A 23595-nucleotide genomic window follows, 5' to 3' on the forward strand; every position below is an offset into this window, starting at 1 on the left:
GTAGTGATTGGGAGCCACATTTACCCGACTGTCAAGACTGTTGAGTGTGAATATCGGGAATTTAGTAGAGGCGGAGAAGGTAATTATGTAAGGCATAGTAGACTAATTGAAATGAGACTCCTGCAATCTGCAGGAGTCATTTGCTTGTCGAAAATGGGAATATTTTCTGGAATTTAGAGGGAGAAGAGTGTATCATTATCAGTAGGTAAATTGTACTATTTCTAGTCATGATATCGCAACCCTCAAGACGATGATCTGAAGGCAGGATATCGCACACTATACTGGCACATGCAATAAACTTATAACCGGAGGGGTTACCATGTCCGTAAGCGAATATTTTAGTCAGTTTTGTTCGAATCTTAGAATGAGTGACTCAACTGTAAGTACTATACAACAAAGATATAAACAGATTACAAAGCGTATAAATCAGGATTACTGGAACAGCACTTCAGATACTTCTCATAGTCTATATGTTGGATCTTACGGTCGGGGAACCGAGATTTGGACAAGTGATATCGATGTAATCGTACAGCTACCATATGCGACGTACCAAAAGTTTAATAATTATAGTGGTAATGGACAATCCGCCTTGTTACAAGAGGTTAAGGGAGTTCTTCAGAAAACCTATAGTAACTCTTATATTAAGGGCGATGGTCAGGTTGTCGGTATAAATTTTTCAGACGGTAATAGCTTTGAAATAGTTCCAGCTTTCATAAATGATGATAACAGCTATACATATCCTGACACAAATAATGGGGGGAGTTGGAGACAGACGGACCCTCGTAAAGAAATTGATGCTATGAACTCAAGAAACAATAGTACTAACAAAAACTTGAAGAGGCTTTGTCGCATGGCACGAGCATGGAAAAATCACTGTGATGTGGGCATGAGTGGTATTCTTATTGATACATTAGCATACAAATTCATAGGTGATTGGGAGAATAAAGATAAGTCGTACTTATATTACGACTGGATGAGCAGAGACTTTTTTAAATATTTAAAGGATATTGATAAAGATCAGAATTATTGGCTGGCACCAGGGAGTAACCGATATGTATGGAAGGACAAGAACTTTCAGAATAAAGCGGCGACAGCCCATGATAATGCCCTATTAGCTATTGAGTACGAAAGTAAGAATCGGACCTCATCTGCGAAATTGACGTGGAGGAAAATATATGGAACGAAGTTCCCGAGTTAGTCAAGGTTATAAATTGGAGTCCCAGATTAGAGAAGCGTATGGTCGAATCGTCTACACTTTTACGTGCCATAATAAAATTGTCCAAAGAATGCTGTCGAAAAACGAAATAATTAAAATATTGCAAATAGTACTCTCTGCGCTCACTACAGGCGGCTTCATCGTTACAATTATTGCAGATGAGAAGATTGCGGGTATCTTAGGAGCGCTGGTCTCTATTTCCCTCTTGATTTTAAACGCCTATACTAAGAATTTTGATTTAGTCGAAACAGCTCAAAGTCACCAAAAAGCAGCGGATGCACTTTGGATAATACGTGAAGAATATGTCTCCCTCTTAACCGATTTTGAGCTATTGGATGATGGCGCAGTAATGGCGAAACGAGATGAGTTACAGAATAGAACAGCAGAAATCTACGCTCAATCACCAAGAACTGATTATAAGAGCTACGCCGCGGCACAGAGGGCGTTAAAGACAGAGGAAGAGCAAACTTTTAGCGATGACGAGATTGATGTTATGCTTCCCAATTCTATACGTAGGAAAAATAGAAAGTGGGATGATTAACAGTTAGAATAAGTGGGAGAGAAAGCTATGAAGATAATAGTTGACTTTATTAAGGATACTGTTTGGGATATACTTAAAGATCATGCAAAACCTATTGTCAGCAGCATAATACTCCTACTACTTGCTTCTGGAACGGCATTTATCAAGAAAATATCTACAATTGTTATTGAGCTTAAGCTTCCTTATGTTATTGTTTTCTTGACTATTTTGATAGTGTTGGTTTTAGTTATTCTTCATATATCTAAAAAGTATCTAGCACTCCTTAAGACTCCTGAGAACAGAAATGTTAATAAGTTTGAGTTAGGTGATCTAGTTATCTTTTAAGCTGATGAGGATTCAATGAAACCTGAAACTCTAACTGTTGCTGACAAAACAAAGACTAAAAAATCATTTGTAGGTATGCTTCTAACAAGGATAAAGTATTGAGTATCTCACCAGAAGAATTATTAACAAAGGTTGAAACTGAACGAGCGATGGGAACAATCAAGCTAAGGCAACAGAGGATCAACGAAGAAGAAAGAGCGCGTAATGAAAGATGGGCAAATAATTTCAAGGAATGGAATAGTTGATTAGGCTATGTAAATGATCATTCGTGGGAAAGTGTTTGCATGCAATGAAAGAGGTCGTTGGTTCGATCCAGATAGTCTCCACCAACCACATAGACAAATATCAGAGATGCCGGTTTTTATTTATCTTGCCATGCTATTATTAACTTTTTGGAAAAATAGGGGAGGAATATTGAATGGCACATAAAATATCGTTGATTAATATGAAAGGCGGGGTTGGCAAATCAACGTTGGCTGTTAATCTAGCTTGGCACTTTTCGGCATACACTTCATGGTTGAAAAAAGTACTTGTAATTGACTTAGACCCTCAGTTCAATGCTAGTCAGTATCTCTTAGGGCCAGATAAATATTTGAAGCATGTAGTAACCAAAGAGAAGCCAACAGTATACCATATTTTTGAACGTTATTCCCCAGAATTTAAAGGTATCGACTTAGATAAAGCAATTAAAAATATAACTGAAAACCAAAGTGGCGGAAAAATAGATTTATTGCCTGCACAGCTAGAATTAGCTTACACATTAAAAAATCCTTCAGATAAAGCTAGAAATTTGAAGGATTTTATTGATACCGTTGAAAGTGAGTATGATGTTATCATAATAGATTGCTCTCCTACTGATTCAATGTTAACTGAAGCTGCTTATTTATGTACTGATCATGTTTTAATACCAGTTAGACCTGAATATTTATCATCAATCGGGTTACCCTTATTATATAGATCAATTCTCGACTTTAAAGAAAAATACAAAAAACATCCTATAGAAATTGCAGGTGTAGTGTTCAACGCCACTGATGATTACTCTCCAGAAGAGAATAAATCCAAGAAGAACGTTAAAGAAGTATGCAAAAACTTGCATATCAAGATATTTAAAAAAGAAATTTCTTTTTCACGATCATACCCAAAAGGCGCTCGTGAAAACGCCCCTATATTTCGGACTTCCTATGCTCGGTATGATAGATCAAGAGAGTTTTTGAATTTTACAGAAGAGTTTGCAAAAGAGGTTGGGATATCATGAAAGAAAAAGATTATAAGGACATAGAGTTATTAATTGAATTCATGTCATTAGTATCGAAATATGGGCGGAAAAGAGTAGAAAATGTAGTCGGGATTCTAAAAGATCAGCAAGCTATTGATCAAGTAGTAAAAATGTTTAGTGATTCTATTGGGATTTTCGAAACCCATAAAGCATCATTAAATAAAACAAGCATTCAACCGCTTACCGAGGAAGAGAAGATTGCGGATATGATTATCCATTTATTGAAGAAGGAGCTCAAAAATAACAAGCGATTGGATGAAGTTTTGGGGAAATACAATAGCAAATTGACATTGTTAAAAACACGAAATGATAAATTACTTGCATTTAGAGTGTATCTGGGATCAATTAATAATCATGATTTAAGCTTGATCTACAACGAACTGCAGGAAATGAATAATCATCAAACTACTAAAATGGAAAGTAAAAGTGACCTGAGCAAGTGGAGTGATATAATAACAAAAAAATCTAATAAAACTGGTAGTGATAACCAGGATAGCTTGGATGAAAAGGCTTGACGGACTCTCTCACTCGAAATTGGCATCTTCAGCCCCACCGCTGAGATGCTTTTTTTATGCAATTAAATACAACAAAAACGATAAGAATAGTAAGCGTCTAACAAAAAGGTGTATTCCAACGCAGTCTAGATTTTGAGACAATTCCCTTTAGAGTAGTCGTTGGAGTTTTTCGATGCTACTCGAAAAACTCTAATGGGAGAGTGTCCAATTGCAAACTTTAGAGATGAGGAATCGCTATCGACTCCAGCAGTGGACCGAAATCATTCGTGACTGCCGTTCCAGTGGTCAGACCGTGGTTCGATGGTGTGCCGATCACGAAGTCAGCGTGAAAAGCTATTACTACTGGCTTAAGAAAATCCGTGAAGCTGCTATCGAATCCCTTCCTGCTTGCTCCACCCCGAATGAACCAACTCTCGTACCGGTCCCTCCATCTTTGCGGACGAACGCTCCTCGTTCCGAAGCGAGTCATGAACAAGCGGCGATTATCCTTCGTACAGATGCCGTTACGATCGAAATTCATCAGCATGCGTCTACCGTACTTCTCGAACAGACGCTGCGCATCCTTCAGTATGTTCGGTGACATCTCGAAGGCCGATCAGCTGTATATCGCCTGTGGATATACGGATATGCGAAAATCCATTGACGGTCTTATTCACTTAGTGCAGCATCAGCTACAATTGAACCCGTTCCAGAATCATTTGTTTCTGTTCTGCGGTCGCAAGCGTGATCGGATGAAAGCCTTGTACTGGGAAGGTGATGGATTCGTCCTGTTGTACAAACGACTGGAATCCGGTCAATACAAGTGGCCCATGGATGCCTAGGCCGTACGCTCGATCACGCCACAGGAGTTCCGGTGGTTGCTGGAAGGCCTGTAGCTTCATCAGCCGAAAGCGGTCAAAAAGCTTGCTTTCATCCCTTCCATGTAAGCCGAAAAAAGAAGTCGAAAACCCTTGTAAAATCTGGGTTAATGCCTGCTTTTATGGTATAATAATAGGTATAGAAGACAGTGAAGGAACGGTATTTCATGAGCCCTTTGGAACAGCTGCAAAAGATGGAGCATCGCATCGGCGACTTGGAAAAAGAGAATAAACGGCTACAGGAAACCGTACAATTTCTAACGCAGAAGCTGTACGGCAAAAGCTCCGAGAAAACTGCTTCCCTCCCGGTAGGGGTGGAGCAGCTGTCTTTATTTGATGAGCCAGAGACGGCAGCTTCACGCACTGCGCCGGAGCCAACCATCGAGCACATTCAAAGCTACCAGCGAAAGAACCAGGTAGGCGAACGGGCGGAGCTGCTTCAGGATCTTCCGCATGAAAAGCAGCTATTTCAGGTTCAGGATCGTTGTTGCGATGTATGCCAAAGCGAACTTGTCTTGGTAGGCGAAGAGTTTGTTCGTACGGAAGTGGAGTTTATTCCTGCCCGCGTTCAAGCCATTGATATCTACAGAGAAACCTTAGAGTGCCGGACCTGTCGGAAAGCGGACAAGCCTCAGATGAAAAAGACGACCACTCCAGCACCGGTCATTCAGCATTCGTTAGCTTCCGCTTCCTCCGTGGCCAGGGTGATGTACCAGAAGTTTGTGAACAGCATGCCGCTGTACCGTCAGGAGAAGGAATGGAAGAGCATTGGCCTTGATCTGAGTCGGGCCACGATGGCCAACTGGATGATCGCGACTACGAGAGACTGGCTGAAGCCACTCGTGAATCGACTGTATAAACGGCTTGTACAAGAGCGATATCTGCATGCCGATGAGACACCCTTGCAGGTAATGAATGAGAAGGGGCGTAAGAACACGACCTCTTCCTACATGTGGATCTACAGCAGCGCTCAGCATAGTACGCATCCCATAAGGATCTTTGAATACCAGACAGGACGAGGGGCGAGGTACCCACAAGCGTTCTTGAAAGGGTTCAAGGGATATTTACATAGCGATGCCTACTCTGGATACGCGAATCTAGCAGGGACGATCTCTTGCCTATGCTGGGCACATCTTCGGCGTAAGTTTGTTGAGGCATTGCCACCAGAGGCGAAGAATCCGGAAGGGACCCTTGCTACGGAAGGGGGAGCCTATTGCAACAAGCTATTTGAGCTTGAGGCACAGCTTGCCTCACATTCTCCTGAAGAGCGAAGGGAACAACGTCTGGTGCAGGAAAAGCCTGTACTCGATGCTTTTTGGGCGTGGATAGAAACGGTCAAAGGTAAAGTTCTTCCCAAATCCAAGCTAGGCGAAGCGCTGAAGTATGCGCGTAACCATAAACAAGAGTTGATGAATTATTTACAAGATGGGAACTGTGTGATCTCGAACAATCTAGCTGAGAACAGCATTCGTCCCTTTACGGTCGGTCGAAATTATGTGTCCAATATATTTATGTGCCGCAGAAAACAAAGCGCAACGCGTCGCCTCGTTTTCCGCATTCAAACCGGCACATAAACAAAACTTCACAATGAATTTAAGAACGACAGAATCGATGCATTCGCTGAGAAATGGTAGGAGGATTGACTGGGTTCGCCCATTTTTTCGAGGGTCTGTCGCTTCATCTCTAGATCCGCCTCCATATATTTATGTGTCGTGAGGATGCTTTCGTGACCAAGCCAGATGGCGATGCTTGAGATGTCAACGCCGGACTGCAGCATCCGTAGAGTAGTTGTGTGTCGGAAGGTGTGAGGCGTTATCTTCTTTTTATTGAGCGATTGAACAGCCTCCGCGGCTTTCTTCTGTAGGCAATCTAACCGGTAACGAACGCCAGAGCGCGTCAGGTTACCATCCACACAATTCGCAAACAAATAACTGGTTTCATCGTGGCAATGATCGCGTATGTAATCGGCCAGATATTTAACAGTGTTTTTCCATAAGGGGACATGACGCTCTTTACGGCCTTTCCCGTGTACTCGGATGTAAGCAGTCGTATTCCGGCTGTCGATGTGGAGATCGCTCAACTTGAGTCCGACCAGTTCGGATACCCTAACGCCGGTGTTGTAGAGTAGCATGAGCATTAACATATCTCTGCATCCGAGCACGGTGTTCGTATTGCAGGCGTTTTTCAAAGCTACAAATTCGTCTTCTGTCAAGAACTCCATCTGCCGCTTTTCGGCTTTGCGAAATGGAACCATTAGACTCCTGTTTAGCAGTCCGCTGTACTCAGGTACTTCGAAGATCAAGTATTTAATAAAACTATGCAGCGCGGCGAGCCGACTATTGACGGTCTTGGGACTGTTACCGCGCTCTTTTCCCAAATACGACAAGAATTCTAAGATGTGATCCGCGTCAAATTGAGCGACTGACATTTTAGATGGAGCTACACCTTTGTGTGTTTCAATATATCGGAGATAAAGGCGGAAGGTGTCTCTGTAAGACTTAATTGTTTCCGGTGACACATTCCGCTGCGCCATTAGCCATTGCAGAAAATATTTTGGATCAGCGCTTGGATTTGAATGTCGCTGTTTTTCATGCGCTGTCACCTCCGAAACGATTCTCGAATTTCCGAGCAGCGATTTCGGGAGCTCCGGGGTGGCAGAGAGGTACCAATAGGTATCTGCAGGCTTTATATGTCCCATATAGGTGGACAGCAGGTAGAGCTTCCGGTTCACGTCCTCCCCTGCTTCATTCCAGCGTTTAACGGTATTGCAGGCGAAGGTGTGTCGCAGATCATAAAGTCTTGGCTGTTTTGCTTTATCGCAAAATACCAACGGACGGATCAATTGAAACGCATACTCAAACGTGCGCGTGTTGAACCGACGACCATATGAGGTGACAAAAAAGTAATCGTCATTACCCCTCACACCGATTTTGTTTTCGATGAAAACTCGGTACTCCAATAATTTGGCGATCACGGTAGGGTGCAGTGGGACAAGTCGGTCCTTCTTGAACTTTGAGTTACAAATGAATAGACAGCTCTTTTCCAGTTGCACATCGGCGATCCTCAGGGATGTGAGTTCGGAAACCCGAATTCCCGTGGCATGCATGAGTCCTATGGCCGATGCTACGGTACTGGAGCGAATCCCGTCTGGTGAAAAAAGACTGTCCGCGCCGCTCATCAGGGACAGGACTTCTTCATCAGTATAAATATAGGGGTCTGTTCGCGTATGCGCTTTGCCGAAAACGCCGTTTCGCGGGATCTGTGCTTGTTCATCAAAGGCAGAAATATATACAGCGAAGGTGTGGAGTGTTTCAAGGCGACGCGCCATATATTTGCGGGTGAAGTTGTCATTCAAAGAGGACCACCGCATGGCTAGTTCCTCCGTGACCGAGCCGTCATACCCAATCTCCCTTGTGTATTTCGCAAAGCGTCTGAGTTCCTGTGCTTCGATTTTTATTACATAACCCAAGCTGCGTTTGTATGCCACATATTCTTCAATTTGCCGGGTCATGCGGTTATTCTCTAACATTGCGTTCACCTCCCGGCCAAGGTGATGCCACCGACAGAAGCCTGGCTATATCTGTTTTCACGTAATGAGTGGTCGAGTCTAGCGATTCATGCCCCAGGATGTCGGCCGTCAGTTTTAGTGAATTCCCGGCATTGTACAGTTTTGTCGCCGCTGTTCGTCTTAATATATGCGTGCCGCATGCATGATCTTCAAGGCCGGCTTTTGCACTATTTCTGCGGACAACATTGCGGATTTGGCTGCATCCCATCGGTTCGCCGCGCTGATGGCTGAATCGGACAAAGAGCGTTCTGCATGAAGTTTTCGGACGGGCCAGCGTGAGGTATTCAACTAAGGCGTTTCCCATCATGGCTGGGATCGGCAGGTTGCGTTCAGAACCGTTTTTCGTGTTCCTTATCGTCACATAATTGCCGTGCCAATTGAAGGCATCCAACGTCAACGCTGCGACTTCGGAACACCTTAGTGCGAGTTCGGTAAAACATAGGATGATACAACGATTCCGTTTCCCGGTGTGCGTATTTTCGTTCGGAATGTTATGAAGAGTATTGAACTTATCCATGTCAATGGTTTTTGGAAAAGCGGATTTTTTCCATACAGCAGGAGAAAGAGGCAAACGAAGGATTGATGGGTGCACGGGTTGACCATAAAACGCTTGGCATCGGAAAAAGTTGCGTATCGACGTGATCATTCGACCCTTTGAGAATCCGAGAGTTTAGCAAGCCGCTCCATTAGATATCTTCGGATATCATCCGCCATTAACCCGTTGACGAACCTTTGCGGATTGTGCTCAAAGGTATACTCCAGTAATCCTCTCACATGATTGATTTCCGAAGAGACTGTGCCTTCTTCGAGGTGCTTGATCGTAAGCGAATACTCACGAAAACGTTGAAGCAGGATGGCTATTTCAAGAACAGCACTTGTTTCTGAATGCTCCCTCAGGCTATCTCCTGCAACCATCCTGCAATACGAGTTCAGCGCAGCGCGGCAATGTTTGAAGGTTTGCGGGTGACTTATTCTTTCTGTTTCGAGGAATGCTTCTGCAGCACCTTTTAATGCACCTACTTCGAGTGGGCCGTTCTGCTGCCGCAGAAATCGCAAGAGATAGGTGCGATACCCTGTGACAGTCCTGTCGGTATACTCCTGTTTTTGCATGTACTCCTTGAATTTGTCGAGCTCGCGACGTGTACTTTCATTGATGTTGATCGTTGACATAACAGCGCTCTTTTCTAAATTAGCACTGCTATTCTACTAAATTTGAAGCTTACCCGCTTATGCTGAGCACATAAATATATTGGACACATAATTTCGATTATGTGCTTAAGAACATAATCGTAAAAATTGGTTGTTTAGCAGCCGCAAGTGCAGCGATCTACAGCATCGTTGAGACCGCAAAGGCAAATGGATTGAACCCGTACAAATATCTAGTCTATCTGTTGCAACAGTTACCAGCGGCTGCATTTCATCAGCGGCCGGAGTTGCTTGATGAGTACCTTCCATGGAGTCCAGCAGTTAGGCAACATTGTACATAAACGCAGAGCCTGTGGTTCCTCATGAGCCATGGGCTTTTCTTTTTCAATACAAATAGGATATGATAACTATATGAGTGTGGTAAAACAAGGAAATGAACGAATTCATTCATCTGGGTGCGGTCATTTTTCTTCGCTATCGTCACCGTTGCCTTCTCGGGAACGACGTCCTGCTCATCCATAAAGGCCAGTCGCATATGGATTTTAATGCCTGCTTTCGTCTTGCGTAACTCAGCCCATTTGAAATTTTGCAGACACAACGTAACCGTGGTCGAGTCGATGATTTTAATCTTGTGATGAGGAGACCGCTTGCCTTGGCGTGACAGAACGAGCCGCGCCAAAGACTCGAACACCTGTTGTAATAGCTCGGGATCGACTTGCTTGTGCTTGCGACTTAGCTGTGAAGCCGAGATCGAAGTCAGACCGAGCTCATGTTGCAAATCTTCGCACAACACATCGTCGGCGATGTGACGCAAGCCTTCGCGACACTTCAACTGAGCAAACAAGAACAACTTGAGGTAAGCGGTGGTTGTCAGCTTTTTCGTATATTTATCTTGCTGACGTTCGGCCACAGCAGTTGTGAACATTTTTGTACAGATTGGCGCAAGCCATTTACCAAATGAAGATAATAGCGTATGATTGTCCATGCTGATATCCTTTTCAATGGATTAATGGACGGGTCTACCTCTCCATTTCATTGTAAAGGATTTTTTTATGGGAAAATGTAAATAAAGCAGAATATTATGAAGTTTCAGAGAAAATTTATGCAACGGTAGATCGATCGTGGACAAGCCCAGCCACTTTTGCAGCCATCTGGTTGACATGCCTGGTTCGTGTAAATGGGAGTTGCACAGCCCTGGGCAGGCTACGCTTTTTGAATTTTGGCTTTTTTTACTTTTCTAGCCCTGGTCTTGCAGATTCAGGTCGTGGCGGAACGCACGCATCTTGATCAATGGGCGCGTGGCTTGCTTACCGTTCTGCAGCTCGACTTCGCCGTTCGCATTTGTCGTCCGGATGCTATAATCGCCGGTCACACATTGTAATCCGCCTCATCGGCCTGCTCCCGTGTAGTCGTAGCGGTAAAATAGGAGCCTGTAGTCGCGCCGATCAAATATCAGTCCGCTTGCTGATAGCGAAAGCGATACGCCGAATACCATCACCAATTGCTGCCCCCGTAATGGGTGACGACGACCGAGCCGCGGTCGATCGTCACGCTTTCGAATGAATCGCCCCACACGCCTCCCTCGTCTGCCTTGAGGATCACATGCTCGGCCACGATGGACCGCTCAAGCGACCCGTCTGCGTTGAGCAGGGCGATCAAGAGCGCACGCGGCGGCACCGCTTCGCCGCCCTTGCGTTCGATAACGATAGCCACATCGGATCGCCCGTCCCGATTCAAGTCTCCCTCGGCCTGGACACGCGAGGCGTCGAAGTTATGGAGCCTCTCTCAGCCATCCGGCAGCAGATCTGCAATCTCATCGTTCGACTGCTGCGGCGCTTTGACCGTCCCCGCCTGATCCGCCCCCGCTCCCTCGTCCTCGTCCTGCTGCTGGCCGGTTGCGGCAGCACCGGCGCCAGCGCTCGCACGCTCGTTGATGGTCGGGGAGGCATTCGCAGCGTTCGTTACGCGTGCGTTTTCGGCGTTGCCGCAAGCCGCGAGCAAGCTCAGCAGCGCTGCGCCAAGCCACATGTTCAATGTTTTCATGTTGGTTTCAAGTCTCGCCTTCCGGCACCGGATAGCGGAGCCTTCCTGTACGTACATCCGCCTCGACGAATCCCCCCTGCGGCACAGGCGCTCCCGCCAGCCGCCGCAGCATCGTCAACTGCCCGATATGGGTCATCGCATCGGCCAGCGGCCCTTGAATCATTTGCCTCATCGTATTGTCGTCTGCCTGCTTCGCGCCGTGCAGCAGCGCTTCGTCCAACCGCTCCAGCGTCAGGTAGAAGCGTTCCGTCTCGGCTTCCCACGTCTCTACTTCCCAACACTCGCGCTCGTCTTCGGCGAGTCGGGCCCGGGCGTACTCCAGCACAACGGCCGTGTGGCTGAGGAGCTCGACGGGCGAACGAACACCATGTCCTGCATTGAACCAAGCAAAATAGTCAGGCGCCGCATGCAGTGCCTGGCTCCCCCGATACCCCAAAGTAGCAACATAATGGCGGAGCACTGCCAGTTGATCCATTTTCCATTCCCCTTCCTTGTTCGCTCGGCTGCGCCGGACGGTGCGGTTTCGATCACCGTGGATGCGCCCATTGAAAGCGTCATCTCTCCTTGACCTCAGCAAAGCGATAACCGATTCCTCGTATCGTTTGTATGTATCTAGGCATTTTCGGGTTGGCCTCGATTTTTTTTACGCAAAAAATTAAAATATACACTAAGGCTGTTGGGGTCATATTGCTCGTGGTTCCATACAGCTTGGTAGAGCTCGTCCTTCGTATACGTATAACCGGGTTTGCTCATAAATGCAGCAAGCAAATCACATTCCGTTTGCGTAATCGAATATCGTTTCCCCTCTTTTTCAAACGTTAAAGAATCCAAATTAAGAATGATACTCCGATATTGAAGGCGATTGGCCGTTATACGGGTTTGCGGGCTCCGGCTTCGCCGAATATTGGCCATAGCCCTGGCTACGAGTTCACTGGGGATAAAAGGCTTCGTTATATAATCATCGGCCCCCAGGCCAAGCATCTTGATTTTCTTCTCCGTTTCGCTTAATGCGCTCACAACAATAATTGGTGTATGATTCTGGCAGGAACGGACATGCTCCAAAACTTGCAGCCCATCCGTATCATCCATCATGAGATCCAATATAACGAAGTCAAAGGACTCCAGATCCAGTAATTCCAGCGCTTCTTTTCCGCTTCTCGCCTCTGTATAGTCATGTCTCCTTCCTCCAAATGGATACAGATCAAATGACGAATATCCGGGTCGTCATCCACGACAAGAATACGGGAATCTATCACTTTATTTAGCTCCTCCCCCAAGGTGACATGGCTGTCGCCGTCCTTGTAGCCGTGGCGTGAATGTATCCATTATAATACATAATTCATTTCATTACACTTCTGTTGATTAACTAACTTTTGGGTTTTCAAGACGTGACAAATCGATGTATTTATCCAGAATCTTAGTCAGAGCCATTCCGCCTGCAATTGGTTCACTTGCATGTGTTCTTTAAAGCGGATGAGAGGCATCGATTTGCAGGCGATGATGAGTGATTTGGAATGATCATAGAGCCACCTCAAGACAACGTACGTCATGAGTGCCGCGAACAACTGGTTGAATACCGCATTCTTTGTCGTTCCGAACAGAACAGGAACATTCAAGTTTTGCTTGATCCATCGAAAGAAAACTTTTATGCCCCATCTTGCCTTGTACATATCGGCGATTTGATCGGCAGACGGGTGCTTGAGATTGGTGGCAACTCGAATTTCGTGACCGTAATCGTCTTTAAAAATGACGACGCGATGACGAAGCTGCGATTGACTTTGAGGGGTTCCCAGGTAACAAGTCATATCCTTCACGACATTCGAGTTTTCAGCGGATTCCCGCTTTCTAACGCGGTTGTACGAGCGTTATATTTTCTTTGATTCGTGTGACAAAATATTGGTTCTCCCGCACGTAGTGATCGAATCGCTTGATGTAAGCTCTGTCATTGACGAGAATGTAGTTTTTGTCTCCAAGCTGTTCACCAATAGGACCATCATGAGCGGCGCCAATGGTTTCGATCACTTGAACAGGTTGCTCTGTGGCTGCGTCATATGCAACATGCAGTCTAATACCCGCACGTTCTCCAAGAAACAATGCCCAAGGGAGTCGTGTTTTTCCCACGGTAATGGTTGTCGAATCAACGAGCAAAAGGTTTTTCGGAATGCCAAGATGACGCTTGGTTGCACGATTGCATTTGGAAAGAAGTCGATGAAACAATTGCTTAAAAAGCGCATATGCAATGTTCACGGACAGGCTGCCATCACTTAGGCAATGTGATTGAGAAGCGCGTCTCCAGACCGGGCACGCTATCCACGGTTACTTCGCCGCCATGGGCATGCCTTAACTCCACTCTCAGATATTTTCCAGCTGCTCCGTATTTGATTGCGTTATCGATCAAGTTGCGCATCGCTCGTTCCAGCAAGTTAGCATCAGCCATTAAGGTCATGCTTATTTCCGGAATCGAAATATCCATTTCGATTCCCTTTGACTCCAGAACCGCGATGTATTCTGCCAGAACTTTTCTCAACATTCCAGCTAATTGGGTAGGGCTTTTTTGAATTTGAACGCCATGAAGATCGTATTGCGACACTTGAAACAACGCGTTGATCCGTTTTTCCATGTATTGCGAGCGGCTAAGGATAATAGCGGCATGGGCCTGCAACTCGTCTTCATTTTTATATAGGCCTCTCTGTAACGTCTTTGCATAACCAAGAATGTTAGTAAGAGGTGTCCGCAGATTATGGGATAAGTTGGATATCAACGTTTTACGCTTGTTCTCCTGATCTTGAATCTGTACGACTTGTTCATGAATGCGCTTCGACATGGTATTGAAATGATCGGCGAGCTGTCCGATTTCATCGTTATGGTCGTCATGGATTTCCCGGCGACAATCAATCGACATGCCGGACAGGGCGGCTATTATTTTGGTTAATCGTTGGCGTAAAGAATGAAAGAAGTGATAGGTAAAGAAATACGGCGTGATGATAAATACGAGAAAGGGAATAATCAGAGAGAAAAAGGACGTCCATGAACGGAAATAGAAAAGAATCTGTGATTCCCTCATGGCTTCAGGGGGTATCTCAAGATGCAAATAGTAGTTGTACCCTGAAATGTCGGCCGGATACATCATACTGACGGGATGTTCCAGATCCCAATAGCTATCCGATTCGTTAGCTAGCATATGGATGAGCTCGGAAGGGCTGTACGCTTGCGTTCGACCGTCCGAGGCATATACAATCGCCCCGTCAGTATGGAGCCACTCGAAAACAAAAGAAGGGTGCTCGGATTGATAGATCTTCGTGACTTCATGGAGCGCTGTCTCCTTTGCTCCGTTTTGGTTGACCTCTAAGATCATTTCGTCTGCCATTGCTTTTAAGGTTTCATAGGTATGGCCGGGCTGCAATATTTGCCCCAAGGTCAGAGCAAGTGTTACGGCCAACACAATAGCTGCTGCGCTGCTGACAATAAAGTACAGCCATAATTTCAAAGAGAGTTTCATAATCCCGCTTTAGCCTCCAAAAAAGTGATAACCGCCTATTCATGTCCTCTGAAGAAACGTGTTTGTACTATAGTACAACATTCCTTGCGTGGTGGAATACCAAACGAGAAAAGATAAAATCTTTAAGAAACCTTTAAGATTTCAAGGGGACAAATATGCGAAAATAAGCAATCATCATAGCAAATCTCCAATGCGAGTGCCACAAAAGCTATGAAATGAATAGGTAGAGGAGAACGAAAGGTGAAAAGACGGGTTCGTAGTAGAATATCGATTATTTTGATCGTGTCACTGTTCATGAGTATGATAGCGCTGCCCGGATGGCAGCATACCGCAGAAGCGGCACAATCAGCAGCAGGTTCACGAGGCGTGGTATCCATTGCGAGCGGCTTTTTGCACAGTTTGGCGGTAAGGGCGGACGGCTCGGTCGTCGCTTGGGGGCGCACCTATGGCGAAACGAACGTCCCTTCGGAAGCGCAAGGCGGGGTTATAGCCGTTTCGGCCGGATACGGCCACTCCTTGGCGCTGACGGAAGACGGCGAAGTCGTGGCTTGGGGTAACAACAATCTCGGGCAATTGAATGTCCCGGACGAGGCGCGGAGCGGCGTCGTGGCCATTGCCGCAGGAGATAACCATTCCCTGGCGTTGAAGACGGACGGTTCTGTCATCGCCTGGGGCTACAACTACTGGGGGCAGTCGACCGTCCCCGCCAATGCGCAAAGCGGGGTTAAGGCGATTGCGGCCGGAACCGGCCATTCTGTGGCGCTGAAGGCGGACGGCACAGTCATCGTCTGGGGCAACAATGGCGACGGTCAAACGATCGTCCCGACCGAGGCACAAAGCGGCGTCGCGGCGATCGCGAGCGGAGCCAATCATATCCTGGCGTTAAAAACGGACGGCACGCTCGTCGCCTGGGGCTACAATTATAGAGGTCAAGTGACCGTTCCGGCCGGGGCGCAAAGCGAGGTGGTGGGGGTCGCAGCGGGAAAGAATTTCTCCATGGCGCGCAAGGCGGACGGCTCTGTCATTGCTTGGGGAGACAACACTTTCGGGCAGATCACCATTCCCAGCAGCGCGCAGAACGGCACCGTGGCGCTTGACGGTGGGAGCGCACATGTCCTGGCGTTAATGGCGGATGGCAGTGTCGTCGCCTGGGGGTTAAACAGCAATGGTCAAGCGTCGGTCCCGGCTGAACTATCGAAGCCTGTGAAGGCAAGTGGAATTTCGCTTGGTTTTTATCATGCCCTGGCCTTGAAGTCGGATGGAGGTGTCGTCGCGTGGGGGAGCAATGATACAGGGCAAATAAACGTCCCGACCGGAGCGCAAAGTGACGTGGTAGCGATTGATGCCGGTAGCGAGCATTCGCTGGCGTTAAAGTCTTACGGTACTGTCATTGCGTGGGGGGAATCAGATTACGGTAAAACAACTGTTCCGACTGCAGCGCAGAGCGGTGTGGTATCGATTGTAGCAGGAGCCAATCATTCCGCGGCGCTAAAGTCGGATGGCAGTGTCGTCGCCTGGGGAATTAATGATGCAGGTCAAACGGATGTCCCGACCGCAGCGCAAAGCGGCGTCACAGCGATTGTGTCTGAAGGCAATCATACCTTGGCATTAAAGGCGGACGGCAGTGTTGTCGGTTGGGGCTATAATTATTTTGGCCAGGCGTCCGTTCCGACTGAAGCGCAGAGCGGTGTCGTATCCATTGCGGCCGGACTAAACCATTCCTTAGCCTTAAAGACGGATGGTAGTGTCGTTGCATGGGGAGACAATCGTTTTGATCTAATGGACGTGCCGACAGCAGCACAGAGCGGCGTCGTAGCCATCGCGGCTGGATTCCGTCATTCCCTGGCGTTGAAATCAGACGGCAGTGTCATCTCGTGGGGGGACGGACAAACGACCGTTCCGACCGCAGCACAGAACGGTGTTGTAGCGATTGCTGCTGGTTATCATCATTCCTTGGCATTAAAGTCGGATGGCAGCATCGTGTCATGGGGGGAGAGCGTTTATGGCAAACCTGATCTAACAGCCCCGGGCAATTGGAATTTAAGCAGTATGACTATCGCTGCAGGTGCGATAAGTCCTAATTTCCATCCGAATGTCACCAGCTATACGGGATACGTCAACCCCTCGGCCACCGACGTAAATGTGACGGCGACGCTAGCCAGTCCCCTATATGCCGAACTGCAGATCAACGGATCGTATGAAACGAGCGCTTCGGCAGTTCATGTTCCGCTGACGGGAGATTCTACCGTCATTCAAGCCCATGTAGAACCGTACTTCCAGACCGGGAAAACCTACACCGTGACTATTGTGGAAGACGCAACAGCTCCCACTATCAGCTTGGGCACGAACGGCAATGAAACGTTGGCGACCTCCGCTTCAACGACCGTTACCGTCAGCGACGGCGAGAGCGGCGTTGATCCAGACACCCTGCAGTATGTGTGGACGCAAAGTTCCAGTACGCCGGATGACGGATCCGCATGGACAAGCTTCTCAAGCGGGGATTCGCTCACACAAAACGGGGTGAACGGCGACTGGTATTTGCATATCCGGGCTGCCGATGAAGTGGGCAATGTTGCGAATGCCGGGTCGAACCGCTTCCGGTTAGATAACGGTGCTCCGGTTGTCAGCTTTGGCATGAACGGAAGTGAAACGTATGCATCATCCGCTTCGACGACCGTTACCGTCAGCGACGGCGACAGCGGCGTCGATCCAGACACCCTGCAGTATGTGTGGACGCAAAGTTCCAGTACGCCGGATGACGGATTCGCATGGACAAGCTTCTCAAGCGGGGATTCGCTCACACAAAACGGGGTGAACGGCGACTGGTATTTGCATATCCGGGCTGCCGATGAAGTGGGCAATATTGCGAATGTCGGGTCGAACCGCTTCCGGCTCGACAATAGCGCCCCTTTGATCGAGATCGAGCTGCAGAAGCAGGATCATTCCCCTTATGCAAGCGGAAGCTGGACGAATCAGAATGTGACGGCCAGCCTGAGCGCTTCAGACGAACTAAGCGGAATCGACACCCTGCAGTATTCACTGGATAACGGCAGTATGTGGGAGCCCTACAGCGCTCCGCTATCCTTCATCGACGAAGGCGCACATACACTGATGGTCAGGGCAGCGGACAGGGTTGGCAATACAAGCTCAACGACCCGCTCGATCCATATCAGCCGCAGCGGTTTGGTGCTCGATGTCCATTTGAAGCTGGCCGACGACAGTGAATACAATGCAGGCGATTGGGTGAAACAAAGCGTGACGGCAAGCGTGTATACGAACCAAACGACCAATGGAGTAGATGTGATCTCCACAACCTATTCCCTCGATGGCGGATCGACGTGGCAGCCTTATTCCGCACCGGTTTCCTTTAGCAATGAAGGCCAGCATACGTTGGATGTGAAAACGGCGGACAGTGCCGATAATGAATTAACGTCATCCTATATCATCCGGGTGGATTCAACCGTTCCGGTCGCAGGTTTGGGCACGAATGGAAATGAAACGTATGAAGCAACAGCATCCACTACCGTTAACGTTAGCGACAATGACAGCGGCATCGATACGGGCACCCTGCAATATGTGTGGACAGACGAGGCAACCATGCCCGGTGATGCGGTGGCGTGGACAGGCTTTGCAAGCGGAGATGTCTTATCACTAAGCGGCGTGGACGGCGATTGGTACTTGCATATCCGGGCTGCCGATACAGCAGGCAACGCCATGGAAGACGTGTCGAACCGTTTCCGGCTCGACAACAGCGCACCAGCAGTTGTCTTCGACACGAACGGCAATGAATCGTTTGCGACCTCGGCATCCACTGTCGTTACAGTAAGTGACAGTTATAGCGGCGTCAATCCGGACAGTCTGCAATATGCGTGGACACAGAGCCCAAGCACGCCGGACAGCGGAGCAGCATGGACCGGTTTTGTAAACGGAGACACCTTGTCGCTAAGCGGCGTGGACGGCGACTGGTACTTGCATATCCAGGCTGCCGATGCGGCAGGCAGCACCGTGGACAGCGGATCGAACCGCTTCCTGCTGGACAACAGCGCACCAGCAATTGTCTTCGACACGAATGGCAATGAAGAGAATGCAACCCGGGCTTCCACTACCGTTACCATTAGCGACAATGACAGCGGTGTCGATCCGTCCAGTCTGCAATATGTATGGAAGAATAGCGCCGGTGTGCCGGCTGGGGACGAAGAGTGGACCAGCTTTGCTAGCGGAGATGAAATGACGAAGAGTGGTGTGAACGGCGATTGGTACCTGCATGTGAGAGGCATGGATAGGGTTGGCCATACACAGCAAGCCGTATCCAATCGTTTCAAGCTGTTCACACTTGTCCTCCCGATCATCAACAATCAAGCCGGTTTATACGAAGATTCACTCTTGCTTGACTCTACCAACAACATCCAAAAGATTACGCAGGGTGACGGCACCATCATAGAGCAGTTAAGCATTAATGAAACTGCGCTGAATCAAGCGTTGAAGAAACTACAGAAGGACCTGCTGACCATTCGGGTGGATGATACGGAAGGCATTGTGCAAGTGCAATTGCCGGCCTCCTCCCTCGTATCGGCTATGCAATCCAAGCCGAACCTCTCCATCCATGTGGAGCTAAACGGAGCAAGCTATCAGCTGGCGATTCCAGCGCTCCATTGGGAGCAGATAGCCGAGACGCTTGGCGTGGAGCTTGAGGATATGAAGCTTACCATTAAGCTGGAGAAACTGGATCCGGACACCGAAGCAGAGATCCGGCAGCTTGCCGCCGATCAGGGGATGCGTCTGGTCAGCCGTGTCATCGACTTCAAGGTGACGGTGGAGGCAGACGGACAATCGCTTGAAATCAGCGATTTCGGCGGAACCTATATGACCCGGGCGATTGTCATCGATGAGGCAGAGGATGCCGCCACCTTGATAGGAGTAGAGATGGTGCCGGAAACAAAAACATTCCGCTACATCCCTTCCCTGCCGGGAACGCGTCCGGACGGAACGCCGGAAATGGTGATGCACGTACCGCATAACAGTCTCTATGCAGTAGTCGAACCGACTGGCAAAAGCTTTGGGGACCTAACGGACCACTGGGCGAAAGCAGAAGTGGAGCTGCTGGCGACCAAACGAATTGTCGAAGGCGCCGCCCCGGATCGCTTTGCCCCGAATGCCAATATTACGCGGGCTGAATTCACAGCCTTGCTGGTGCGCGCGCTGGGATTATCTACGGTTCAGAGTGATGCATCCGATACCGGGTTCGCCGATATGTCCTCCGATGCCTGGTATGCGCCTGCTGCAACGGCGGCCGTGAAGGCCGGGCTGATTCAGGGCTATGCCGACAACAGCTTCCGGCCCCATCAGCCGATACGCCGGGAAGAACTGGCGGTGCTGATTGACCGGGCAAGACATTTCGTGAACGGGCAAGCCGCACAAGCGGATGCCTCCCAAACCCTGAATGCTTTCGAGGATCAAGCGAGCATTTCAGATTGGGCCGGGCAAGCCGTGGCGAATCTCGTGCAAGACGGCATCGTCCAAGGACGAAACGAGCATCGCTTTGAGCCGAAGGCTCATACGACCCGCGCCGAAGCCGTTGTGCTGCTGGCCCGCTTGCTGAGAGATTTGAATTTTATTGCAGAATAGCGTCATGTGAAGATACAGACAACAGCTTCAAATAGACCGCCACTCTCTTACGAAGGGCGGTCTATTCCTATTGTACGCCCAGCATGAGCGTCATCTCTAGGGTGAGAGTCCCGAACAGGGGCTGGCGAACGCCTACCGTTAGCCAGGAACAAGGGTGCCCGCCGCGAGGTGGAATCTGAAGGAAGCTGGAGGCAAATGCACGAGCCAAGGTACACGAACTCAATTTGAGGCAGGATTAGTCGGATGAGTCACCAATACATGACGAAATCCAAAGTCGCCAAGGGCTAATTTTGTAGACTTGAGTGGTTGCTGCAGAAAGATGACGTTCTTATCTGGGGAGGCCTGTGGAATACGCGAAGTCATTTCGTAATCGCGGCTGGGAAGCCGCGCTGAATCCACAGGAGTCAGCAGAAGCCATAGTACGGGAGTATGGGACGCCAGAAACCGGAAGGGCCGAACCGAAAGGAGAGAGGAAACCGATGCGTTCGTATGAAGAGCAAAGACAGCAGAAGACGTGAACTTCTCGAGGCAGAGCTACGGCTTTCGCCTCGGTAAGCGAGCACATGATGCTGTGAAGCAAGCCCAGAGCTACATCCAAGAAGGCTTTCGATGGGTTGTAGACATGGACTTAGCGAAGTTCTTTGACCGAGTGAACCACGACATGCTCATGGCAAGGGTAGCACGGAAAGTGGCAGACAAAAGAGTTCTGAAGCTCATCCGTGCTTATCTAAATGCAGGTGTCTTGGCGAATGGGGTGTTCGAGAAAACGGGAGAGGGTACGCCGCAAGGCGGCTTATGCAAAGCTTCGCATAAACCGCCTTATGCAAAGTAAAATATTATGCAAAGTAAACTTCATAAAGCCATTAAATAAAAGGATCTTGACTCCATCTACTTTGCATAATATCTAGCCTACTTGAGTTCGGACAGCCAGGAAAGGAGCGCTTGATCCTGACTCCAGTCAGGAAGATTGTTGTCAATCAGATCAGGATAGGCATTCTCAATCGCTTTTCTTTTTGTCTCGGTATCCGCTCTGGCATAGATTTCTGTCGTTTTTAAATCGACATGTCCAAGAAAATCGCGAATGTAGATGAGGTTTACTCCTGCCTGTAGTAAATGCATAGCCTCTCGACCTCCTATTGGGAAGCGAAAGGGCTGAAAAGTTTGCTTTCTCGTTATTTAGAGCTTTGTTAACCTTTTGGAACCGCCGTATGCGGACCCGCATGTACGGTGGTGTGAGAGGACGGAGGCTAGGCGCCTCCTCCTACTCGATCTTATCTAGAGGCATACCCGGAAGTGCTAATATTATTTATTCAAGAATTATAGTATAAGTGCAACCAGTTCTACGAATTGTCTACTATATAGTTAAGAGAATATGAATGAGGAGAATAACGGATGAAAGATCGAGCGATAGTTCACCTATATTTACAACGTTCGCAGCAAGCCCTTGTAGAGACTAAAAATAAGTATGGAGCATATTGCAAAGCGATTGCAAGAAACATACTTTCCAACTATTCAGATATTGAAGAGTGTGAGAACGATACATACTTAGCAGCATGGAATGCAATACCGCCTAATATGCCCAGGAAGTTCTCTGTATTTCTCGGGAGGATTACACGTAATATTGCGCTTGATAAACATGGTTATAATACAGCGAAAAAGCGTACTCGTCAGTTTGAAGTCATTCTAAGTGAATTAGAAGGATGTATAGCTTCCCCTGATACTGTGGAAACAGAGTATGAAGCAGGTGAGATCGCAAATTTAATAAATCAATTTTTATATGCCATAGATGAGCAAGCAAGAAATTTATTTATCAGGAGGTACTGGTACTCAGATTCAATCGAGAGTATTGCCAGGATGTTTCGTATGAGTAGTAGTAAAGTGAAGTCCATATTATTTCGAACAAGAAATAAACTTAAAGATCATCTGCATAAAGAGGGGGTTAACCTATGAGAAGAGAAGAGTTATTTCGGGAGATCGGATTAATCGACGAAAACTTAATTGCTGCGGCAGAACATAGTGAAATAAAAGAAAGGAAAGGTATTTCTAAAAAGTGGGCTGTTTTGGTGGCATGTCTGATCCTTTATGTTTCAACCTCTACTGTCCTATTAGCAACAGAGTATATTAAAAAACAAAATGCAGAGCCTTACATTCGCTATTTATTAGCAGAAGAGATGGAGTTACTACCTCCTACTCCATATGATGCGGGAAAATTTCTGCAAGCTTTAAAAAGTGATAATCATGAACATATATATATTGCTATTAATCGGCTAGTAGAGTGCTTTAATGATCAAAAACTGAGAGAAAAAGCGCTAAAAGAAATTCGACCGCTTTTGAAAAATGATCATCAAAAAATCGCCGATGCGGCTGCTTTCGCCATAGATATTCTATCAGAAACGTATCAGAGTCCTTATATTATTAAGCTGGCAGATGAAAGTGTAATATTTACATTGTTTAACAATTATTCTGATTATGGAAGTCAAAATGTTATTTGGAGGATAAAAGACAATGTGCTTGAACGGTATTTCAGCTTTTCTACACCCTCCATGTATATTAAACAAATGATTCCTTCGCCAAATCAGCAGTTGGTTGCGATAGTGACAAATTCTAATAAAAGTGAATTCCTTCAAGTTATGGATGTTGAAGAGGGGATGACAAGTCCAGAGCTAGTAGAATCAGCAAGAGTGAAATACGGCGCGCAAAAACAATTGGATACATGGATTCGAACCGATCATGAAAATTATAGTTATGCAAATAACATTGTATGGAAAGACAATGATACTTTAGAGTTCGAGGGTTCCCTTGCCTATCAGAATACGGAGATTATAGAAAATGTCACTGTCGTGTATCAGTTTAGTAAAAAGGCGATGGAGGTAAAGGAACTCCGCAGCCCGATCAATTAAGCGCGTTCACCCCAGTGCAAGGCGGCATTCCTTTGAGCGCAATCTGCGGTTTAAGTTCATTTGGAAGTTCATGTTGATTCGGTCG

Annotated in this window: 23 protein-coding genes and 2 pseudogenes; 13 read left to right on the forward strand and 12 right to left on the reverse strand. The window is 47.4% G+C overall.

The window, feature by feature from the left end; translation table 11 throughout:
• The first annotated feature begins 319 nt into the window (after positions 1–319).
• The 8 genes from M6D81_RS05020 (at position 320) to tnpC (ending at position 6303) form a co-directional block, all read left to right on the forward strand.
• The gene (locus M6D81_RS05020; RefSeq protein WP_262675725.1) at positions 320–1198 is read left to right on the forward strand and encodes an SMODS domain-containing nucleotidyltransferase; all 879 of its coding nucleotides are present in this window, start codon (positions 320–322) and stop codon (positions 1196–1198) included.
• Entirely contained in the window at positions 1176–1757 is a 582-nt protein-coding gene (locus tag M6D81_RS05025) for an SLATT domain-containing protein (RefSeq protein ID WP_262675726.1), read from the forward strand. The genes M6D81_RS05020 and M6D81_RS05025 overlap by 23 nt, the downstream gene beginning before the upstream one ends.
• 27 nt (positions 1758–1784) lie before the next feature.
• Entirely contained in the window at positions 1785–2081 is a 297-nt protein-coding gene (locus M6D81_RS05030) for a hypothetical protein (RefSeq protein ID WP_262675727.1), read from the forward strand.
• Positions 2082–2499: 418 nt separating this feature from the next.
• Positions 2500–3336, forward strand: a complete 837-nt coding sequence (locus M6D81_RS05035) for a ParA family protein (RefSeq protein WP_262675728.1) — start codon at positions 2500–2502, stop codon at positions 3334–3336.
• Positions 3333–3872: a hypothetical protein gene (locus M6D81_RS05040; protein ID WP_262675729.1), complete on the forward strand. Its 540-nt coding sequence runs from the start codon at positions 3333–3335 to the stop codon at positions 3870–3872. Before M6D81_RS05035 ends, M6D81_RS05040 begins: the two co-directional genes overlap by 4 nt.
• Before the next feature lie 223 nt (positions 3873–4095).
• Positions 4096–4452: an IS66 family insertion sequence element accessory protein TnpA gene (gene tnpA, locus M6D81_RS31775; RefSeq protein ID WP_410795694.1), complete on the forward strand. Its 357-nt coding sequence runs from the start codon at positions 4096–4098 to the stop codon at positions 4450–4452.
• Entirely contained in the window at positions 4442–4693 is a 252-nt protein-coding gene (tnpB, locus tag M6D81_RS05050; RefSeq protein ID WP_262675731.1) for an IS66 family insertion sequence element accessory protein TnpB, read from the forward strand. Before tnpA ends, tnpB begins: the two co-directional genes overlap by 11 nt.
• Positions 4694–4923: 230 nt before the next feature.
• Positions 4924–6303 (forward strand): IS66 family transposase, encoded by a 1380-nt coding sequence (tnpC, locus tag M6D81_RS05055; protein WP_262675777.1) that lies wholly within the window; start codon positions 4924–4926, stop codon positions 6301–6303.
• Positions 6304–6311: 8 nt separating this feature from the next.
• On the opposite strand, the gene M6D81_RS05060 is transcribed toward tnpC, so the two are convergent.
• The 3 genes from M6D81_RS05060 to M6D81_RS05070 are packed head-to-tail and all read right to left on the reverse strand — an operon-like array spanning position 6312 to position 9467.
• Entirely contained in the window at positions 6312–8258 is a 1947-nt protein-coding gene (locus M6D81_RS05060; protein ID WP_262675732.1) for a tyrosine-type recombinase/integrase, read from the reverse strand.
• Positions 8245–8943 carry a tyrosine-type recombinase/integrase gene (locus M6D81_RS05065; protein WP_262675733.1) on the reverse strand — a complete coding sequence of 233 codons (699 nt, stop codon included), beginning with the start codon at positions 8941–8943 and terminating at the stop codon, positions 8245–8247. Before M6D81_RS05065 ends, M6D81_RS05060 begins: the two co-directional genes overlap by 14 nt.
• Complete coding sequence (locus M6D81_RS05070; RefSeq protein WP_262675734.1) at positions 8940–9467, reverse strand: hypothetical protein; 528 nt, start codon at positions 9465–9467, stop codon at positions 8940–8942. The genes M6D81_RS05065 and M6D81_RS05070 overlap by 4 nt, the downstream gene beginning before the upstream one ends.
• Positions 9468–9604: 137 nt before the next feature.
• Between M6D81_RS05070 and M6D81_RS05075 the strand changes: the two are divergent.
• A pseudogene (locus M6D81_RS05075) lies at positions 9605–9784 on the forward strand (transposase domain-containing protein); the annotation flags it as partial.
• Here the strand turns inward: M6D81_RS05075 and M6D81_RS05080 are convergent.
• The 8 genes from M6D81_RS05080 to M6D81_RS05115 form a co-directional block, all read right to left on the reverse strand.
• Positions 9718–10428, reverse strand: a complete 711-nt coding sequence (locus tag M6D81_RS05080; protein ID WP_262675735.1) for a DUF4372 domain-containing protein — start codon at positions 10426–10428, stop codon at positions 9718–9720. The pseudogene M6D81_RS05075 and the gene M6D81_RS05080 sit on opposite strands and share 67 nt — an antisense overlap.
• 509 nt (positions 10429–10937) lie before the next feature.
• Entirely contained in the window at positions 10938–11156 is a 219-nt protein-coding gene (locus tag M6D81_RS05085) for a hypothetical protein (protein ID WP_262675736.1), read from the reverse strand.
• 72 nt (positions 11157–11228) lie between these two features.
• A complete protein-coding gene (locus M6D81_RS05090; RefSeq protein ID WP_262675737.1) occupies positions 11229–11486 on the reverse strand; it encodes a hypothetical protein in 258 nt (85 codons plus the stop codon).
• Between the two features lie 7 nt (positions 11487–11493).
• On the reverse strand, positions 11494–11961 hold the full coding sequence (locus M6D81_RS05095; protein ID WP_262675738.1) for a hypothetical protein: 468 nt from the start codon (positions 11959–11961) through the stop codon (positions 11494–11496).
• A gap of 137 nt (positions 11962–12098) precedes the next feature.
• Positions 12099–12686: a response regulator transcription factor gene (locus M6D81_RS05100; RefSeq protein WP_262675778.1), complete on the reverse strand. Its 588-nt coding sequence runs from the start codon at positions 12684–12686 to the stop codon at positions 12099–12101.
• A 221-nt stretch (positions 12687–12907) separates the two neighbouring features.
• Positions 12908–13291, reverse strand: a complete 384-nt coding sequence (locus tag M6D81_RS05105; RefSeq protein WP_262675739.1) for a transposase — start codon at positions 13289–13291, stop codon at positions 12908–12910.
• 40 nt (positions 13292–13331) lie between these two features.
• A complete protein-coding gene (locus tag M6D81_RS05110; RefSeq protein ID WP_262675740.1) occupies positions 13332–13733 on the reverse strand; it encodes a transposase in 402 nt (133 codons plus the stop codon).
• Between the two features lie 13 nt (positions 13734–13746).
• Positions 13747–14985 carry a HAMP domain-containing sensor histidine kinase gene (locus tag M6D81_RS05115; protein ID WP_262675741.1) on the reverse strand — a complete coding sequence of 413 codons (1239 nt, stop codon included), beginning with the start codon at positions 14983–14985 and terminating at the stop codon, positions 13747–13749.
• Between the two features lie 240 nt (positions 14986–15225).
• Here M6D81_RS05115 and M6D81_RS05120 point away from each other — a divergent pair, with 240 nt between their 5' ends.
• Positions 15226–20610 carry an S-layer homology domain-containing protein gene (locus tag M6D81_RS05120; RefSeq protein ID WP_262675742.1) on the forward strand — a complete coding sequence of 1795 codons (5385 nt, stop codon included), beginning with the start codon at positions 15226–15228 and terminating at the stop codon, positions 20608–20610.
• A gap of 511 nt (positions 20611–21121) precedes the next feature.
• Positions 21122–21403, forward strand: a pseudogene (locus tag M6D81_RS05125) (reverse transcriptase domain-containing protein); the annotation flags it as partial.
• Positions 21404–21519: 116 nt separating this feature from the next.
• On the opposite strand, the gene M6D81_RS05130 reads toward M6D81_RS05125, so the two are convergent.
• Positions 21520–21729 carry a site-specific integrase gene (locus M6D81_RS05130; RefSeq protein ID WP_262675743.1) on the reverse strand — a complete coding sequence of 70 codons (210 nt, stop codon included), beginning with the start codon at positions 21727–21729 and terminating at the stop codon, positions 21520–21522.
• A gap of 273 nt (positions 21730–22002) precedes the next feature.
• On the opposite strand from M6D81_RS05130, the gene M6D81_RS05135 reads away from it, so the two are divergent.
• Both M6D81_RS05135 and M6D81_RS05140 read left to right on the forward strand, forming a co-directional pair.
• Positions 22003–22560 (forward strand): RNA polymerase sigma factor, encoded by a 558-nt coding sequence (locus tag M6D81_RS05135; protein WP_262675744.1) that lies wholly within the window; start codon positions 22003–22005, stop codon positions 22558–22560.
• Positions 22557–23510: a hypothetical protein gene (locus M6D81_RS05140; protein ID WP_262675745.1), complete on the forward strand. Its 954-nt coding sequence runs from the start codon at positions 22557–22559 to the stop codon at positions 23508–23510. The genes M6D81_RS05135 and M6D81_RS05140 overlap by 4 nt, the downstream gene beginning before the upstream one ends.
• The last annotated feature ends 85 nt before the right edge of the window (positions 23511–23595 follow it).

The sequence above is a fragment of the Paenibacillus sp. J5C2022 genome (assembly GCF_025567625.1).
Classification (GTDB): Bacteria; Bacillota; Bacilli; order Paenibacillales; family Paenibacillaceae; genus Pristimantibacillus.

Excerpts from the sequence above, each read along its gene's own strand:
- M6D81_RS05135 (WP_262675744.1), top strand. The coding sequence starts at position 22,003 with ATGAAAGATCGAGCGATAGTTCACCTATATTTACAACGTTCGCAGCAA.
- M6D81_RS05070 (WP_262675734.1), bottom strand. The coding sequence starts at position 9,467 with ATGTCAACGATCAACATCAATGAAAGTACACGTCGCGAGCTCGACAAA.
- M6D81_RS05035 (WP_262675728.1), top strand. The coding sequence starts at position 2,500 with ATGGCACATAAAATATCGTTGATTAATATGAAAGGCGGGGTTGGCAAA.
- M6D81_RS05105 (WP_262675739.1), bottom strand. The coding sequence starts at position 13,291 with ATGACTTGTTACCTGGGAACCCCTCAAAGTCAATCGCAGCTTCGTCAT.
- tnpC (WP_262675777.1), top strand. The coding sequence starts at position 4,924 with ATGGAGCATCGCATCGGCGACTTGGAAAAAGAGAATAAACGGCTACAG.
- M6D81_RS05115 (WP_262675741.1), bottom strand. The coding sequence starts at position 14,985 with ATGAAACTCTCTTTGAAATTATGGCTGTACTTTATTGTCAGCAGCGCA.
- M6D81_RS05090 (WP_262675737.1), bottom strand. The coding sequence starts at position 11,486 with ATGAAAACATTGAACATGTGGCTTGGCGCAGCGCTGCTGAGCTTGCTC.
- tnpA (WP_410795694.1), top strand. The coding sequence starts at position 4,096 with ATGAGGAATCGCTATCGACTCCAGCAGTGGACCGAAATCATTCGTGAC.
- M6D81_RS05060 (WP_262675732.1), bottom strand. The coding sequence starts at position 8,258 with ATGTTAGAGAATAACCGCATGACCCGGCAAATTGAAGAATATGTGGCA.
- M6D81_RS05130 (WP_262675743.1), bottom strand. The coding sequence starts at position 21,729 with ATGCATTTACTACAGGCAGGAGTAAACCTCATCTACATTCGCGATTTT.
- M6D81_RS05040 (WP_262675729.1), top strand. The coding sequence starts at position 3,333 with ATGAAAGAAAAAGATTATAAGGACATAGAGTTATTAATTGAATTCATG.
- M6D81_RS05095 (WP_262675738.1), bottom strand. The coding sequence starts at position 11,961 with ATGGATCAACTGGCAGTGCTCCGCCATTATGTTGCTACTTTGGGGTAT.
- tnpB (WP_262675731.1), top strand. The coding sequence starts at position 4,442 with ATGTTCGGTGACATCTCGAAGGCCGATCAGCTGTATATCGCCTGTGGA.
- M6D81_RS05025 (WP_262675726.1), top strand. The coding sequence starts at position 1,176 with ATGGAACGAAGTTCCCGAGTTAGTCAAGGTTATAAATTGGAGTCCCAG.
- M6D81_RS05020 (WP_262675725.1), top strand. The coding sequence starts at position 320 with ATGTCCGTAAGCGAATATTTTAGTCAGTTTTGTTCGAATCTTAGAATG.
- M6D81_RS05080 (WP_262675735.1), bottom strand. The coding sequence starts at position 10,428 with ATGGACAATCATACGCTATTATCTTCATTTGGTAAATGGCTTGCGCCA.
- M6D81_RS05140 (WP_262675745.1), top strand. The coding sequence starts at position 22,557 with ATGAGAAGAGAAGAGTTATTTCGGGAGATCGGATTAATCGACGAAAAC.
- M6D81_RS05030 (WP_262675727.1), top strand. The coding sequence starts at position 1,785 with ATGAAGATAATAGTTGACTTTATTAAGGATACTGTTTGGGATATACTT.
- M6D81_RS05065 (WP_262675733.1), bottom strand. The coding sequence starts at position 8,943 with ATGATCACGTCGATACGCAACTTTTTCCGATGCCAAGCGTTTTATGGT.